Genomic DNA, 16,167 nt, shown 5'->3' with positions numbered 1-16,167 from the left:
CAGGAGTGCTTGGAGTATGGCACGTTAAATCAGTTCCGCTGAGGCGACCATTTCGCCTCATTCGATGCCCATGCGGCGTTTTGCCCGATGCGCCGAGCCGTCGCGCATGGCCCAGCGCAGTACCGGCGCCGTGCGTTGCAGGCCAAGGCGGATCATGCGGCGCTGCAAGGGGCCTTGTTGCAGGCCCAGCATGGCCTGGGCCCAATCGGGCAGCAGGTCGATGCCCGCGTTCAGCATCAGCTTGCCGACAGGTTGCGCCAGGCGGCTGGGGGCCGGTGCGGCAAGCAGGATGTCGACCACCTCGAAGCTGCGCGCATCGCTCTGCAACTGCGGGCGCATCTGCCGCAGGTAGTCTTCGACTTGCTGGCAGGAGCGCGGTACATCACGGGCGCCAAGGCGTTCGGCGATCAGGGCAATCTCGTTGTAGTAGGCATCCTGCTCGGCACGCGGCAGGTGCGGGTTGCGGTAACGCAGGTGGGCGGCGAGAAAACTGCTCACCTCGGCGACGTGCACCCAGGTCAGCAAGCCCGGGTCGCTGGCCGCATAGGGGCGGCCATCCGGCGCGGTACCGGTGACTTGCAGGTGAATGGTGCGGACCTTTTCGATCAGCCAGTCGGCGTCGCGGGTCGAGCCAAAGGTGGTGCCGGAAATGAACTGGCTGGTGCGGCGCAAACGGCCGAGCAGGTCCTGGCGAAAGTTCGAGTGGTCCCACACCCCGGCAAGGGCCAGAGGGTGCAGCAGTTGCAGCATGAGGGCACTGATGCCGCCGACCAGCATGCTCGGGAAGTCACCGTGTACCTGCCAACTGATGCTTTGCGGGCCAAACAGACCAGGGTCGCCCTTGGGCGATTCCAGGTCGAGCTGGCCGAGGGCCAGCCCGGTGAGGCTCATGACCTGGGTTTCGATGCGGCGGCGAAGGGCTTCCATGGCGACCTGTCGTTCAGGGCGGCCATGAACATGTGCCGCCGGCTATTGGTTGAGGCGTTTGTCGATCAAGCCCTGGACCACGCTCGGGTCGGCCAGGGTCGAAGTATCGCCGAGGTTTTCCAGCTCGTTGCAGGCGATCTTGCGCAGTATACGCCGCATGATCTTGCCCGAGCGGGTTTTGGGCAGCGCCGGCGCCCATTGGATCAGTTCCGGTTTGGCGAAGCTGCCGATTTCCTTGCTGACCAAGGCCAGCAGTTCGGCCTTGAGCGCGTCGTCCGGGTCCACGCCGTTCATGGTCGTGACAAAGGCGTACACCCCCTGGCCCTTGAGGTCATGGGGGTAGCCGACCACTGCCGCTTCGGCGACGCTGTCGTGCAGGACCAGCGCGCTTTCCACCTCGGCCGTGCCGATGCGGTGGCCGGACACGTTGATAACGTCGTCGATGCGCCCGGTTATCCAGTAGTCGCCATCGGCATCGCGGCGTGCGCCGTCACCGGTGAAGTAGTAGCCGGGCAGGGGCTTGAAGTAGGTTTCGACCATGCGCTGATGGTCGCCATAGACGCTGCGAATCTGCCCGGGCCAACTGGCCTTGATGGCCAGCAGGCCGGCGCCGGGGCCTTCGATGAGTGCGCCTTTTTCGTCCAGCAGCACTGGCTGCACACCGAACATGGGCTGGCTGGCGCAGCCGGGCTTGAGCCGCTGCGTGCTGGGCAACGGGGTGAGCATGATGCCGCCGGTTTCAGTCTGCCACCAGGTATCGACGATCGGGCAGCGCTTGCGCCCGACTTCTTCGAAATACCATTCCCACGCTTCCGGGTTGATCGGCTCGCCAACACTGCCGAGCAGGCGCAGGCTCTGGCGCGAGGTGCTCTGCAGCGGGCCGGAGCCTTCGCGCATGAGGGCGCGCAAGGCCGTGGGCGCGGTGTAGAAGATGTTCACCTGGTGCTTGTCCACCACCTGCCAGAAGCGCGATGTGTCCGGGTAATTGGGCACGCCTTCGAACATCAGTGAAATCGCACCATTGGCCAGCGGGCCATAGACGATGTAGCTGTGGCCGGTGACCCAGCCCACGTCCGCCGTGCACCAGAACACCTCACCCTCGCGGTAGTCGAACACCACCTTGAAAGTGAGTGTGGCCTGCAGCAGGTAGCCTGCGGTGGTATGCAACACGCCTTTGGGTTTGCCGGTGCTGCCGGAGGTGTAGAGGATGAACAGCGGGTCTTCTGCGCCCATGGGTTCGGGCGGGCAGTCGTCACCCGCCTGCTCGGTTGCCTGGTGATACCAGAGGTCGCGGCGTTCATCCCAGGCGATGTCGCCCCCGGTGCGGCGCACGACGAATACGCTGCTGACATCGGGGCAGTTGGCCAGTGCCTTGTCGACGTTCAGCTTCAGCGGGATGCGCTTGCCCCCGCGTACGCCTTCATCGGCGGTGATCACGGTGCGGCAATCGGCATCGAGGATGCGGTCGCGCAGGGCATCGGGCGAAAAGCCCCCAAACACCACCGAGTGCACGGCGCCCAGCCGCGTGCAGGCGAGCATGGCAAAGGCCGCTTCAGGGATCATTGGCATGTAGATGCAGACCCGGTCGCCCTTTTTCACCCCACGCGCTTTCAGGGCATTGGCCAGGCGGCAGACCTGGCGGTGCAATTCGCGGTAGCTGATGGCCTTGGCGTCTTTAGGGTCGTCGCCTTCCCAGAGCAAGGCGGTCTGTTCGCCGCGCGTGGCCAGGTGGCGGTCGATGCAGTTGTAACTGACGTTCAGCTGGCCGCCGTCGAACCAACGGGCCTTGCCGGTTTTCAGGTCGCATTGCTGCACGCTCGACCAGGGCTTGACCCAGTCCAGGCGCTTGGCCTGCTCGGCCCAGAACGTATCGGGGTCGTCGACCGATTGCTGGTAGAGGCGGCGGTACTCTTCGTCAGTGAGGGCGGCCGATTGGCTGACGGCCAGGGCCTGGGGGTAGTCGCGTATATCGAACATGGCGGTTGTCCTGCTCTTGTCGGGGCGATGGACTGCAACGGCTATTCGATGGACAAGTGTAGCCAGGCTGGGTTCGCCTGGGCATGAAAGACGAAGGGCCCACCTTGGCGGTGAGCCCTTCTGTCATTTCAGCTGGCGGTTGGCCCCGCTGGCATCAACCGCGGTGACGGCCGCGGAAGTAGTTGATCAGGCCCTGGGTCGAACCGTCTTCGGCGCTGTCTTCCAGGCTGCCTACAAGGCGCTGGTAGACACCCTTGCCCAGCTCTTTGCCCAGCTCCACGCCCCACTGGTCGAAGGCATTGATGCCCCAGATCACGCTCTGCACGAAGACCTTGTGCTCATACATCGCCACCAGTGCGCCCAGGCGGCGCGGGCTGATGCGCTCGACCACCAGAGTGTTGCTCGGGCGGTTGCCCGGGATCACCTTGTGTGGTGCCAGCTTCTCGATGTCTGCTTCGTTCAGGCCTTTGCCGCGCAGTTCGGTCTCGGCTTCGTCACGGGTCTTGCCGAGCATCAGCGCCTGGCTCTGCGACAGGCAGTTGGCGTACAGCCACTGGTGGTGGTCGGCAACCGGGTTGAAGCTCACCACCGGCACGATGAAGTCGGCCGGAATCAGCTGGGTGCCCTGGTGCAGCAACTGGTGGTAGGCATGCTGGCCGTTGCAGCCAACGCCACCCCAGATCACCGGGCCGGTGTCGGTGTTCACCGGTGTGCCGTCCTGCAGCACGCTCTTGCCATTGGACTCCATGTCCAGCTGTTGCAGGTGCTTGGTGATGTTACGCAGGTAGTGGTCATACGGCAGGATCGCATGGCTGCGCGCGCCCCAGAAGTTGCCATACCACACGCCCAACAGGGCCAGCAGCACTGGCATGTTCTGTTCGAACGGCGCGGTCTGGAAGTGCTGGTCCATGGTGTAGGCGCCAGACAGCAGCTCCTTGAAGTTGGCGGTGCCGATGGCCAGGGCGATCGGCAGGCCGATGGCCGACCACAGCGAATAGCGCCCACCCACCCAGTCCCACATCGGGAAGATGTTCTCTTCACGAATGCCGAAGGCCACGGCGGCGGCCTTGTTGCTGGAAACAGCGATGAAGTGGCGATACAGCTCGGCTTCCGAACCGCCCTGGGCCAGGTACCAGGTACGCGCGGCCATGGCGTTCTTCAGTGTTTCGAGGGTGTTGAACGACTTCGACGAAACGATGAACAGGGTGGTTTCGGCGCGCAGGTTGGCCGACAGTTCGTGGAACTCGCTGCCATCGATGTTCGCCAGGTAGTGGCAGCGCACGCCACGTTGCGCGTAGGGCAGCAGTGCCTCGGAGACCAGCTCGGGGCCGAGGAACGAGCCACCGATGCCGATGTTGACCACGTCGGTGATCGGTTTTTCGCTGTAACCGCGCCACAGGCCGTCGTGGATGCGCCCCACCAGTTCAGTGATCTGGTTGAGCACCTTGTGCACTTCGGGCATCACGTTGACGCCGTTGACGCTGAGCTTGTCGCCGACCGGGCGGCGCAGGGCGGTGTGCAACACCGGGCGGCCTTCGGAGGCGTTGATGATCTCGCCGTTGAACATCGACTTGATGGCATCTTGCAGGCCGACTTCTTTGGCCAGGTTCACCAGCAGGTCACGGCTTTGTTCGTTGATCAGGTTTTTCGAGTAGTCGAGAAACAAGCCGCAGCAGCTCAGCGAGAACTGGTCAAAGCGCTTGGGGTCGGCGGCGAAGGCGTCACGCATGCTGAAGTCTTGCATGGCGTCGCGGTGTTGCTGGAGCGCCTGCCATGCGGGCAGGGCCGTCACATCATGGGGTGTACGGTAATACGCCATTGCGGAGGGTTCCTTGGTGCGTTGTGAGGCCTTGGACATTGGCCTTGGCTGTCAGTTGCAGGCAGTCATTATAGGCATTGGCGGCGCGGGGGGAATGGGGGCGTGACGGGATATCGCGGGGCATCTGCACGGTGTGTTGCGGGGGCGGCCTTGCGCCGCGAAAGGGGCGCAAAACGCCCCCGGAAAACCGCGTGATCAGGCGGTCTTGTCTTCCACGTGCAGGTACAGGTTGTCGATCAACCGGGTGTTACCCAGGTAAGCCGCCGCGATCACCACCAGGTCCCGATCATCGATCAGCGCCGGGCGCAGGCTCACGGCATGGCGAATTTCCAGGTAGTCCGGGCGCAACCCCGCAGCGGTCAGTTGCGCCAGCCCTTCTGCGGCCAGTGCCGCAAAATCACGCTGGCCACGGCCAAGCGCCGCCCCGATGTGCTGCAGGGTGCGGTACAGCGCAGGCGCGGTAACACGTTGCTCGGGCGTGAGGTAACCATTGCGCGACGACAGCGCCAGGCCGTCCTCGGCGCGCACGGTCGGCTCACCGATGATCTGGATGGGCATGTTCAGGTCGCGCACCATGGCGCGGATCACGGCCAGCTGCTGGAAGTCCTTCTCGCCGAACACGGCGAGGTCCGGCTGGACCATGTTGAACAGCTTGCTGACCACCGTCGCCACACCCTCGAAATGCCCTGGCCGGCTGGCGCCGCACAGGCCTTCGGAGAGCTGGGGCACGCTTACCCGGGTTTGCACGCTCATGCCGTCGGGGTACATCTCGTCGACAGTCGGGGCAAACAGCAGGTTGCAGCCGGCCTGGAGCAAGCGCTCCTGGTCGGCAGCCAGGGTGCGCGGGTAGGCGTCGAGGTCTTCATTGACGCCGAACTGCAGCGGGTTGACGAAGATGCTGGCAACCACGAAATCGGCTCGCTGGGCGGCCTTGGTGACCAGGGCGGCATGGCCGCTGTGCAGGTTGCCCATGGTCGGCACGAACGCGATGCGCTTGCCTTCGCCGCGGGCGCGGCCAACGGCGGCGCGCAGTTCACGGACGGTCTTGACAGTGTTCATGCGCTGAACCCATGTTCGCTGGCGGGGAAGCTGACGTCCTTGACCGCCTTCACGTAGGCGGCGAGGGCGCTGTCGATGTCCGGCTGGCCGGCCATGAAGTTCTTCACGAACTTCGGTACCCGGCCACTTAGCGACAGGCCGAGCATGTCGTGCAGTACCAGCACCTGGCCATCGGTGGCGCTGCCGGCGCCGATGCCGATCACCGGAATGCTCACCGCCTGGGTGATTTCCGCTGCCAGTTCACTTGGCACGCATTCGAGCAGCAGCATGGCCGCGCCGGCCTGTTCCAAGGCAATGGCGTCGGCACGCATCTGCCGCGCCTGGGCTTCCTGGCGGCCCTGCACCTTGTAACCGCCCAGCACGTTGACGGTCTGTGGCGTCAGGCCCATGTGCGCACACACCGGTACACCGCGCTCGGCCAGCAGGCGAACGGTCTCGGCCAGCCAGGCGGCGCCTTCGAGCTTGATCATGTGGGCGCCGGCCTGCATCAGCGTGGCGCAGTTGGCGAAGGCCTGCTCGGGGGTGGCGTGCGCCATGAACGGCAGGTCGGCCAGAATCAGCGCGCCATCGTTGCCACGCTTGACGCAGGCAGTGTGGTAGGCCATTTCCGCCGTGGTCACAGGCAGTGTGCTGTCGTGGCCTTGCAGGACCATCCCCAGCGAGTCGCCCACCAGCAACACTTCGACACCGGCCTGGCTGGCGGCCTTGGCGAAGGTCGCGTCGTAGCAGGTCAGCATGGTGATTTTTTCACCCTTGGCCTTGAGGCCATGCAGGGTGGTCAGGGTTACTTCAGGCATGTAGGAAAATCCTCGTTCAGGCGCTGTTAAAACGACTGCATACAACGCGTGTAGTCATCTTCCGGAGCGGCACATCATCGCGCGTGATGTTTGCAGGTCCGTCCGGGCCTAAATACGGGTATGCGGCACAGGGGTGCCACACGGGACGCCTATAGTCGTGAGCGAGGTGGGGGAAGTCAATCACCCTGTTACCGCATTGTTACGAACAGGGTGTTACTGGCGTTACCGTCGCCTGGAGCGCCCGAATTACAGGCGCTCGAGACCGACGAACGGGCAGGCGCGGATGAGCTCGGCGAGTTCGCGGCCATCGGGCAGGCAGAAGCCGTCTGGCACCAGTTCGGCCAGGGGGTACAGCACGAAGGCGCGGGCGTGCATGTGGTAATGCGGTACCTGCAGGCGCGGCACGTCGATCAGCTGGTCGCCGAACAGCAGGATATCCAGGTCGAGCGTGCGAGGGCCCCAACGCTCCTTGCGCACGCGGCCCTGGTCATTTTCGATGGCCTGCAGGGCGTCGAGCAGGGCCAATGGCTCGAGCGAGGTGTCGAGCGCCGCCACGGCGTTGGTGTAGCGCGGCTGGCCAGGCAGCAGCGAGTCGCTGGTGAACAGGCCCGAGGCCGCCACCAGGCGGGTGCCTTCGGCCTGGCCCAGCGCCTGGAAGGCGTTCTGCAGTTGTTCTGCAGGCGCGTCCAGGTTGCTGCCCAGGCCGATGTAGGCGCGCGTTGTCACTCGAACGCCTCGTCGCCACCGCGTTTACGCTTGCTGGGGCTGCGTTTGCGCTTGCGCGGGCCGGCGCCGGTACCTTCGTCGCGGCTGCCCAGCTCACGGATCATGTCGCGGCGCTGGCTGTCGTTGGCATCCTGGTAGTCAGTCCACCATTGGCCGAGGTCATCGGTTTCCTCGCCAGCGCTTTCACGCAGCAGCAGGAAGTCGTAACCGGCACGGAAGCGCGGGTTGTCCAGCAACTGGTCGGCGCGCTTGCCGCTGCGACGTGGCAGGCGTTCCTGCATGTCCCAGATCTCGCGGATCGGCAGGGTGAAACGCTTCGGGATAGCAATGCGTGCGCACTGTTCGGCGATCAGGTCGTGGGCCGCACCGTTCATGGCTGGGATCGGTGGCACACCCTGGTTTTGCAGGTGCAGCACACGGGCCGGCAGGGCGGGCCACAGCAGCGCGGCGAAGAGGAAGGCCGGCGTGACCGGTTTGCCCTGTTTGACGCGCAGATCGGTGTTGGTCAGCGCCTGGCTGATCAAGGTATGGGTGTAGCTCGGGCGTTCGTCCAGGGCTTGCGCGCTGGCCGGGAACAACGGCTCGAACAGCTGCAGGTCGACCAGCATTTCGAAGGCCATCGCACCTTGGCCCGAGAGGAACAGCTTCAGGCTTTCCTCGAACAGGCGCGCAGGCGGGATCTCGCGCAGCAGCGGGGCCAACTCGCGGATCGGCTGCACCGTGTGCTTCTCGATGCCGAAGTCGAGCTTGGCGGCGAAACGCACGGCACGCAGCATGCGCACCGGGTCTTCCTGGTAGCGGTGGGTCGGGTCACCAATCAGGCGCAACAGCCGGTTGCGCACATCGTGCACGCCGTTGGCGTAATCGAGGATGCGCTCGCTGACGGGGTCGTAGTAGAGGGCATTGATGGTGAAGTCGCGGCGTTGCGCGTCTTCTTCCAGGGTGCCGTACACGTTGTCACGCAGGATGCGGCCACTGGCATTGTGCGACGAACGGTGGTTATCACCTTGGTCGTCTTCCGAGTGGTGGGCGCGGAAGGTGGCGACTTCGATGATTTCACGGCCGAAATGCACGTGGACCAGCTTGAAGCGGCGACCAATGATGCGCGCGTTACGGAACTCGGCACGGACCTGTTCGGGGGTGGCGCTGGTGGCGACGTCGAAGTCTTTGGGCGTGATGCCCAGCATCAGGTCGCGGACACAGCCACCGACCAGGTAAGCCTGGTAGCCCGCACTCTGCAGGCGCTCGACGATGTTCACCGCGTGGCGGCTGAACTGGTGGCGTTGCAGCGAGTGTTGGCTCTTGTTGATCACCTCGGGCGTGGTGCGCCTGTGGTGCTGGCCCGGTACGGGAGGGCGGAACGACTGGAACAGCTTCTTCAGCATGGGATGCACTGTTTGAAGGAATGTTCGGCCAAGAATAGGAGAATGGCCGCATGATGGGCGGGGATTCTAGCATTTACTCAAGGAATGGTGTAGGCGGGTAGCAGGATGACTGCCAGAAGGAAGAAACGACAAGGGGAGCCTAAGCTCCCCAAGAAGTCGTTGCGTGCTCTTATTATTTTTTTGCTGGGCTTCTTGTTTTTGTTGAGTGCCCTGCCCACAAATCGCAAAGCTTGTGGACGACCCCTAATCCAGGGGTAAAGAGCAAACGGATTGCTTTGGCCGCTGATGTCACGTTGATCTGTCGATCCAACCAGTTCAGGCGCTGCTTTTTAGTGCAGTTTTTGTTGTTCTCTGCCTGGTCGTGGGGCAAGCCCCAAACACGCATCCTCTCCAAAAGAATCAGTTAGCTGCGCCTCCGCCGTCTTGTTTTTATTGTGCGTGAGCCGTTTCGTCTTGTTCTTATTCTGAGTTGCAGTGCTTGTTATTGTTTTTGTACTAAGCATATAGCAGGTGCCGTGCCAACTTTTCGAAACCCAATGAAATCAATGGTTTGCAGGTTTTCGCAGGATTCTGGTGGGCGGAAAATGGCGGGGTTTCGTTACCGTACACCTCGGCAACTGTTACGTCTGAAAGGTTGGGTAACAGATTTTTGCGGTAACTGATGTGTTACCTGGGGTGTGCCCAAGGCCAAGTGTGTTCGCCACAACCTGTTCAGCGCCTATGCGATCGAGCGCCGCCCGCGCGGCGCTTCGCGGCGCAAGGCCGCTCCCACATTTGTTTCGGGCCAGTTATGCCTGTGCCATTGGCGCGCGTACCCTTTGGTGCACGGCGCTATATCGAAGGGGGCAAACAAGGGGGCGCGCGCCAATGGCTCAGGATTGATTGGCCCGAAACAGATGTGGGAGCGGCCTTGCGCCGCGAAGCGCCGCGCGGGCGGCGCTCGATCTCCCAGGCGCCGCACTTGCTGCGGCGAACACTGGGCAGGTTGAATTACTCGCTGGTAGCGTTACTCTTGCGCCGCGGGATGCCCAGGCGCTGACGGCGTTCCCACAGGCATTTGCGGCTGACGCCAAGCTTGCGGGCAAGCTCTGTCTCGGTCATGTGGTCCTGGTGCTCCAGGACGAAGTGCTGGAAGTAGTCCTCCAGTGACAGGTCCTCGGTCGGCTCATGGCTGGCATTGCCCGCGCTGGCGCCGCCCAGGGCGTTGTCGAGCAGGTCGTCGTCTTCCAGGTCGCCCAGCTCAATGTCGATGCCCAGCAGGTCGGCGGAAATTTCTGCGCTCTCGCTGAGAATCACCGCGCGCTCGACGGCGTTTTCCAGTTCACGCACGTTACCCGGCCAGCTGTAATGACGAATGGCCTGTTCGGCGTCGGCAGAGAAGTGCAGGTCATCACGGCCGATGCGTGCGCTCTGGCGGGCCAGGAAGGCGCTGGCAATCTCGTTGACGTCGCTGCCGCGCTCACGCAGGGCGGGCAGTTTCAGGGCGATCACGTGCAGGCGGTAATAAAGGTCTTCACGGAACTGGCCGGCCTTGGCCAGGTTCTTTAGGTCGCGGTGGGTCGCGGCAATCAGGCGCACATCGACCTTTTGCGACTGCACCGAGCCGACCCGGCGGATTTCGCCTTCCTGCAGCACGCGCAACAGGCGAGCCTGTGCTTCCAGTGGCAATTCGCCGATCTCATCGAGGAACAAGGTGCCGCCGTCCGCCGCTTCCACCAGCCCGGCGCGCCCTGCGCTGGCGCCGGTGAAGGCGCCTTTTTCGTGGCCGAACAACTCGGACTCGATCAGGGTCTCCGGGATGGCCGCGCAGTTCACCGAGATCATCGGTGCCTTGGCCCGCCGCGACAGGTTGTGCAGGGCGCGGGCGACCAGCTCCTTGCCGGTGCCCGATTCGCCCTGAATCAGGACATTGGAGTCGGTCGGCGCCACCTTGCGGATCTTGCTGTACATGTCCTGCATCGGCGGGCACGAGCCGATGATGCCAATTTCGCCGTTGGCCGAGGCATTGCTGCCCTTTTCGGCAGCGGCGGCCTTGCCGTTGCTGCGCGGCTCGGTAGCCGGTGCGGCAGCGGGCGCGCTTGGCCGGTCACGGAGGATGCGCGCCACAGCTTGTAGCATCTCGTCGTGGTCGAAGGGCTTGGCGATGTAGTCCACCGCGCCCATTTTCATCGAATCCACCGCCGAGCGCAGGCTGGCGTAACTGGTCATGATCAGCACCGGGGTGCCCTGGCCGAGCTTGATCAGCTCGGTGCCAGGTGCGCCCGGCAGGCGCAGGTCGCTGACGATCAGGTCGAAGGTGGCAATGCTGAAGCGTTCCTGGGCTTCCTGCACCGAGCCGGCTTCGCTGACTTGGTACTGGTTCCGCTCGAGCAGGCGACGCAAGGCCGAGCGGATGATGGTTTCGTCTTCGACGATCAGAATATGCGGCATTGATTCAATTCTCTCGACGGTCTCGAATTTCAGGGGACGTCGCTACGACATGCCGGGGCAGGGTCACGCGGATCCGGGTGCCACGTTGCCGTTCGATATCGGCAGGGCTGTCGATGGTGATTTGCCCATAATGCTCTTCCACGATGGAATAGACCAGAGCGAGCCCCAGTCCGGTTCCTTCGCCCGGGTCCTTGGTGGTGAAGAAGGGTTCGAACAGGCGGTCCATGATGTTCTTCGGGATGCCACTGCCCTCGTCTTCGACGATCAGGTCTACGGTGTGTTCGCTGATTTCGCTGCGCACGCGCACGGCACTGCCTGGCGGCGACGCGTCGCGGGCATTGGAGAGCAGGTTGATCAGCACCTGGGCCAGGCGCTGGGGGTCCCCTTCGGCCCAGTGTTCCGGGTCGCAGAGGTTGAAGAACTGGACTTCGAAGTTGCGCCGGTTCAACGCCAGCAGGCCGATGGCATCCTGCGCCACTTCGGCCAGGCACACCGGCTCTTCGCTGTTCTGGTGGCTGCCACCGGCATGGGCGAAGCTCATCAACGACTGGACAATGCGTGAGACCCGTTTGGTCTGCTCCAGAATCTGGCTCGACAGCTCGGTGATCTCGCCATCGCCCTCGCGTTCCTCGCGCAGGTTCTGCGCCAGGCAGGCGATGCCGGTGATCGGGTTGCCGATTTCGTGGGCCACGCCCGCCGCCAGGCGGCCGATGCTGGCCAGGCGCTCGGAGTGCACCAGCTTGTCTTCCAGGGCCTGGGTTTCGGTCAGGTCTTCGACCAGCAGCACCAGGCCGCTGTTACCCGGTGCCAGTGGCTCGTCGATGGCGGCCTTGTGCAGGTTCAGCCAACGGGGCTGGCCGTCGAGGGCCAGGCGTTGCTTGTGCAAGTGTTCGTCGGGCAGGTCGATGAAGCCTTGCAGCAGGCCGCGCCACGGCTCGCCGATGGTCACCAGGCGCGACCCGACCACGTGCTTGGCAGCGATGCCGGTGAGCTCTTCCATGGCCTTGTTCCACATCAGGATCTCTTGGTCCTTGGCCAGGGAGCACACGCCCATGGGCAGTTCCTGCAGGGTCTGGCGGTGGTAGCGGCGCAAGGCGTCGAGCTCGGCGGCAAGGCCGGTCAGGCGTGAGTGATAGTCTTCCAGGCGGCTTTCGATGAAGTGGATGTCTTCGGTGACGTAGTTTTCGTTGCCGGACTTGTAGGGCAGGAAGGTCTCGACCATGTCCTGGGCCACGCTCGGGCCCATCAGGCCCGAGAGGTTGGCCTCGATGCGGTCGCGCAGGCGGCGCAACGCGTAGGGGCGGCGCTCGTCGAATGGCAGGTAGAGGTCGCGCAGTGCTTGTTCCACTTCTTTCTGCGCGGCCTTGGCGCCCAATGGCTTGGCCAGTTGGGTGGCAAACTCCTGCGGCGAGGCGGCATGCAGCTCACGGCGCTGCGGGCGCCGCACGTTGTCCACCGCGCACGCTTCGGCGGCGCTGACCTCTTCGCTGCTGGCGTTGGTGAACAGCGAGATCAGGGTAAACAGCAAGACGTTGGCCGCCAGCGAGGCGATGGCCGCCATGTGCCAGCTGGTGTCGTCGAGCACATAGATCATGTCCAGCAACGGGATGTAGAAGCCCTGCAGATTGCCCAACAGCGGCAGCAGCATGGTCACCATCCACACCAGGGTGCCGGCCAGCAAGCCGGCGATGAAGCCGCGGCGGTTGGCGGTCGGCCAATACAGTACCGACAGCACGCCCGGCAGGAACTGCAAGGTGGCGACAAACGCGACGATGCCCAGGTTGGCCAGGCTCTGGTGGTTGTTCTGGGTCAGGTAGAACATGAAGCCGGCGGTGATGATGGCGACGATCAGCGCGCGGCGTGTCCATTTCAGCCAGCGGTAGATGTTGCCTTCGGCCGGCGGCTGGTACAGCGGCAGCACCAGGTGGTTGAGGGCCATGCCCGACAGCGCGAGGGTGGTGACGATGATCAACCCGCTGGCCGCTGACAGGCCGCCTATATACGCCAGCAGCGCCAGCGCCTCGTTGTTGGCAGCAATGCCAAGGCCCAGCGTGAAGTACTCGGGGTTGGTGCTGGCGCCCAGACGCAGGCCGGCCCATAGCACCAGCGGCACGGCCAGGCTCATCAGCAACAGGAACAGCGGCAGGCCCCAGCTGGCACTGACCAGCGAGCGCGGGTTGAGGTTTTCGGTAAAGGCCATGTGGTACATGTGCGGCATGACGATGGCCGAGGCGAAGAACACCAGCAGCAGGGTGCGCCATGGCCCTTCCTGCAGCGGTGTGTGCAGTGCGGCCAGGGCGGTCTGGTTCTGCAGCAGCCACACTTCAAGCTCGTGCGGGCCGCCGAACACACCGTACAAGGCATACAGCCCGATACCGCCCAGGGCCAGCAGTTTGATCACCGACTCGAAGGCAATGGCGAACACCAGCCCTTCGTGCTTCTCGCGCGTGGCGATGTGCCGCGAGCCGAAGAAGATGGTGAACAGGGTGATCAGTGCACAAAAGGCGAAGGCCACCCTGGCCTTGACCGGCTCGCCGGTAAGGATGCTGATCGAATCGGCCACCGCCTGGATCTGCAGGGCCAGCAACGGCAATACGCCAATCAGCATGATGACGGTGGTCAGCGCGCCGGCCCAAGTGCTGCGAAAGCGAAACGCCAGCAGGTCGGCCAGGGACGATAGCTGATAGGTGCGGGTGATCTTGAGGATCGGGTAGAGCAGCACCGGCGCCAGCAGGAAGGCCCCGGAAACCCCCAGGTAGCAGGCCAGGAAGCCATAGCCGTACTGGTAGGCCAGGCCGACCGAGCCATAGAAGGCCCAGGCACTGGCATACACGCCCAGCGACAGGGTGTAGGTCAGCGGGTGGCGAATGATCGAACGGGGAATCAGCCCGCGCTCGCTGATCCAGGCCACGCCGAACAGTACCATCAGGTACGCGGCGCTGATCAGGATCATCTGGGTCAGGCTAAAGCTCATCGGCATCTCGTTGGCTCTGCAGGATGAAGGTGACGACGATCAGGATCAGCCAGAGCAGGTAGGGGCGGTACCAGGCACCGGTTGGTTCGATCCACCAGTCCATGATGGCCGGGGAGAACAGGTAGATCCCCACGACCAGAAGCAGGACCAAACGATAGATGTACATGCTGGCCTCGATGGTTGGGCGCTGCGGGCTTGGACTTATTATTGGCGCAAATGGCGGGGGGGATGCTAGCGGGAATCCATTGCGTTAGCCAAGGTTTTGAAAGTATTGGGCTTTTGTTTTTGGTGAGATGCGCGGTGTTTAGCATCACGCGATTCCTGTAGGAGCGGCCTTGTGTCGCGATGGGGCGCGTAGCGGCCCCAGGATTTCAGCTCTGCCGCACCTATTGCCGGGGCTGCTTTGCAGCCCTTCGCGACACAAGGCCGCTCCTACACTGACCGAATTGGCCGGTCAGATCCGAGGCTCAGCGCAAATCAGCTTCAGGCACTGTGGTCCGCTGCGCAATCGCCTCCGGCCGCCACTGCTGGCGGGCTATCGCCAACACTTCAGCCGGCGTAGCCAACAGCAAATCGGGGTCTGCTTCCTGCCCCAACGCCCGCAATGCCCGCAACAGCAGCGGTGTAGCATGCTCCGCCTGCAGGGGTGGCGAGCGGTACGATTTGCCCAGCTTGTGCCCATCCGGTTGCACAATCAGCGGAATATGCAGGTAGCGCGGCTGCGACAACCCCAGCAGCTCTTGCAGGTACAGCTGGCGCGGTGTGTTGTCCAGCAGGTCGGCCCCGCGCACGATATCGGTAACACCTTGCCAGGCATCGTCCAGCACCACGGCCAACTGATAGGCGTACAACCCGTCACGGCGCTGGATGACGAAGTCGCCTACCTCGCGGCCCAGATGCTGCTCGAACGTGCCCTGCACCCGGTCGCTGAACCGGTAGATCAACTCCGGCACCCGCAGGCGGATCGCCGCACCTTCGCGGGCATGCCCGGCGTTACGGCACAACCCCGGGTAAATGCCGTTGTGGCCTTCGAGCTGTTTGCGCGAACAGGTGCAGGCGTAGGCCAGGCCCATGTTGAACAGGCGGTCGACCACGGCTGCATAGGCATCGTGGCGCTGGCTCTGGAACACCACCTCGCCGTCCCACGCCAACCCGTAGCGCTCCAGGGTCTGCAGGATGGCATCGCGGGCGCCGGGCATTTCCCGGGGCGGGTCGGTGTCTTCCATGCGCAGCAGCCAGCGGCCATTGACGGCGCGGGCATCGAGCCAGGAGGCGAGGGCGGCGACCAGCGAGCCGAAGTGCAGAAAGCCGCTGGGGGTAGGGGCGAAGCGCCCGATGTAGCTGGAGTCGTTCATGGCTGTCGTGCGTCTGAAAATGAAACGGGGCGCAAGATGCGCCCCGTTCGGATGGGAAAAGGATCAGCCTTTGCCGACGGTTTTTTCCTTTTTCTCCGCGATTTCCTTGCAGTCGAAGCACAGGTCGGCGGTTGGGCGGGCTTCCAGACGGCGCAGGCCGATCTCGATGCCGCAGGATTCACACCAGCCGTATTCTTCGTCCTGGATCAACTGCAGGGTTTTATCAATCTTCTTGATCAGCTTGCGCTCGCGATCCCGGCTACGCAGTTCCAGGGCAAACTCTTCTTCTTGGCTTGCACGGTCTGCAGGGTCAGCGAAGTTGGCCGCTTCTTCCTTCATGTGGTCGACGGTTTTATCGACACCCTCCATGAGGTCTTGTTTCCAGGCGTTGAGGACTTTGGTGAAGTGCTCTCGCATGGGCTTACCCATGTACTCCTCACCCTTTTTTACCTCGTAAGGATCGACGCCATGAAGAGATTGATTCGATTTTTGCTTTTCTAGGGTGGACATGAATAGACCGCCTCTTACTCATCTGATCCAATGCGCAGGCTGCTCCATCTCCGGCAACTACCGGCCCTGCGACTGCTAGCCGCCGAACTTACCAGATAGATCAGGGGTGCGCTCCCCGCCCGATCCAGATAATTGACAGCGGCGCGAGCCACACGTTCGGTAGTGCGCAGAGGTAGAATCTCCAGTTTAGACCCAATTGAGAGAAGGT

The 16,167-nt window shown here is 63.4% G+C and carries 12 protein-coding genes; all 12 read right to left on the bottom strand.

Annotated elements, in window-relative coordinates; translation table 11 throughout:
* Positions 1–57: 57 nt before the first annotated feature.
* Entirely contained in the window at positions 58–927 is an 870-nt protein-coding gene (locus tag PC358_RS17875; protein WP_033701574.1) for an oxygenase MpaB family protein, read from the bottom strand.
* 42 nt (positions 928–969) lie between these two features.
* The gene (acs, locus tag PC358_RS17870) at positions 970–2,904 is read right to left on the bottom strand and encodes an acetate--CoA ligase (RefSeq protein WP_033701572.1); all 1,935 of its coding nucleotides are present in this window, start codon (positions 2,902–2,904) and stop codon (positions 970–972) included.
* Positions 2,905–3,058: 154 nt separating this feature from the next.
* Positions 3,059–4,723, bottom strand: a complete 1,665-nt coding sequence (pgi, locus tag PC358_RS17865) for a glucose-6-phosphate isomerase (protein WP_033701571.1) — start codon at positions 4,721–4,723, stop codon at positions 3,059–3,061.
* 195 nt (positions 4,724–4,918) lie between these two features.
* A complete protein-coding gene (gene panC / locus PC358_RS17860; protein WP_033701570.1) occupies positions 4,919–5,782 on the bottom strand; it encodes a pantoate--beta-alanine ligase in 864 nt (287 codons plus the stop codon).
* Positions 5,779–6,579 carry a 3-methyl-2-oxobutanoate hydroxymethyltransferase gene (panB, locus tag PC358_RS17855; protein WP_033701569.1) on the bottom strand — a complete coding sequence of 267 codons (801 nt, stop codon included), beginning with the start codon at positions 6,577–6,579 and terminating at the stop codon, positions 5,779–5,781. Before panB ends, panC begins: the two co-directional genes overlap by 4 nt.
* A gap of 246 nt (positions 6,580–6,825) precedes the next feature.
* Complete coding sequence (gene folK / locus PC358_RS17850) at positions 6,826–7,305, bottom strand: 2-amino-4-hydroxy-6-hydroxymethyldihydropteridine diphosphokinase (RefSeq protein ID WP_033701567.1); 480 nt, start codon at positions 7,303–7,305, stop codon at positions 6,826–6,828.
* The gene (locus PC358_RS17845; protein WP_033701566.1) at positions 7,302–8,690 is read right to left on the bottom strand and encodes a polynucleotide adenylyltransferase PcnB; all 1,389 of its coding nucleotides are present in this window, start codon (positions 8,688–8,690) and stop codon (positions 7,302–7,304) included. Before PC358_RS17845 ends, folK begins: the two co-directional genes overlap by 4 nt.
* A 990-nt stretch (positions 8,691–9,680) precedes the next feature.
* Entirely contained in the window at positions 9,681–11,120 is a 1,440-nt protein-coding gene (locus tag PC358_RS17840) for a sigma-54-dependent transcriptional regulator (protein WP_033701565.1), read from the bottom strand.
* A gap of 4 nt (positions 11,121–11,124) precedes the next feature.
* Complete coding sequence (locus PC358_RS17835; protein ID WP_077068659.1) at positions 11,125–14,100, bottom strand: sensor histidine kinase; 2,976 nt, start codon at positions 14,098–14,100, stop codon at positions 11,125–11,127.
* Positions 14,084–14,260, bottom strand: a complete 177-nt coding sequence (locus PC358_RS27795; RefSeq protein WP_003250005.1) for a hypothetical protein — start codon at positions 14,258–14,260, stop codon at positions 14,084–14,086. The genes PC358_RS17835 and PC358_RS27795 overlap by 17 nt, the downstream gene beginning before the upstream one ends.
* 301 nt (positions 14,261–14,561) lie before the next feature.
* A complete protein-coding gene (gene gluQRS, locus PC358_RS17825; protein WP_033701562.1) occupies positions 14,562–15,449 on the bottom strand; it encodes a tRNA glutamyl-Q(34) synthetase GluQRS in 888 nt (295 codons plus the stop codon).
* A 63-nt stretch (positions 15,450–15,512) separates the two neighbouring features.
* Entirely contained in the window at positions 15,513–15,959 is a 447-nt protein-coding gene (gene dksA, locus PC358_RS17820; RefSeq protein ID WP_033701561.1) for an RNA polymerase-binding protein DksA, read from the bottom strand.
* Between the last annotated feature and the right edge of the window lie 208 nt (positions 15,960–16,167).

The sequence above is a fragment of the Pseudomonas capeferrum genome, assembly GCF_000731675.1.
GTDB classification, from domain to species: Bacteria; Pseudomonadota; Gammaproteobacteria; order Pseudomonadales; family Pseudomonadaceae; genus Aquipseudomonas; species Aquipseudomonas capeferrum.
Note: the sequence above shows the minus strand (reverse complement) of the source record. Positions and strands in the feature narration are given on the sequence as shown.

Bases quoted from the DNA above. Each gene is read 5' to 3' on its own strand.
- gluQRS (WP_033701562.1), bottom strand. From the start codon at position 15,449: ATGAACGACTCCAGCTACATCGGGCGCTTCGCCCCTACCCCCAGCGGC.
- pgi (WP_033701571.1), bottom strand. From the start codon at position 4,723: ATGGCGTATTACCGTACACCCCATGATGTGACGGCCCTGCCCGCATGG.
- acs (WP_033701572.1), bottom strand. From the start codon at position 2,904: ATGTTCGATATACGCGACTACCCCCAGGCCCTGGCCGTCAGCCAATCG.
- panB (WP_033701569.1), bottom strand. From the start codon at position 6,579: ATGCCTGAAGTAACCCTGACCACCCTGCATGGCCTCAAGGCCAAGGGT.
- PC358_RS17840 (WP_033701565.1), bottom strand. From the start codon at position 11,120: ATGCCGCATATTCTGATCGTCGAAGACGAAACCATCATCCGCTCGGCC.
- PC358_RS17835 (WP_077068659.1), bottom strand. From the start codon at position 14,100: ATGCCGATGAGCTTTAGCCTGACCCAGATGATCCTGATCAGCGCCGCG.
- PC358_RS17845 (WP_033701566.1), bottom strand. From the start codon at position 8,690: ATGCTGAAGAAGCTGTTCCAGTCGTTCCGCCCTCCCGTACCGGGCCAG.
- PC358_RS17875 (WP_033701574.1), bottom strand. From the start codon at position 927: ATGGAAGCCCTTCGCCGCCGCATCGAAACCCAGGTCATGAGCCTCACC.
- PC358_RS27795 (WP_003250005.1), bottom strand. From the start codon at position 14,260: ATGTACATCTATCGTTTGGTCCTGCTTCTGGTCGTGGGGATCTACCTG.
- dksA (WP_033701561.1), bottom strand. From the start codon at position 15,959: ATGTCCACCCTAGAAAAGCAAAAATCGAATCAATCTCTTCATGGCGTC.
- panC (WP_033701570.1), bottom strand. From the start codon at position 5,782: ATGAACACTGTCAAGACCGTCCGTGAACTGCGCGCCGCCGTTGGCCGC.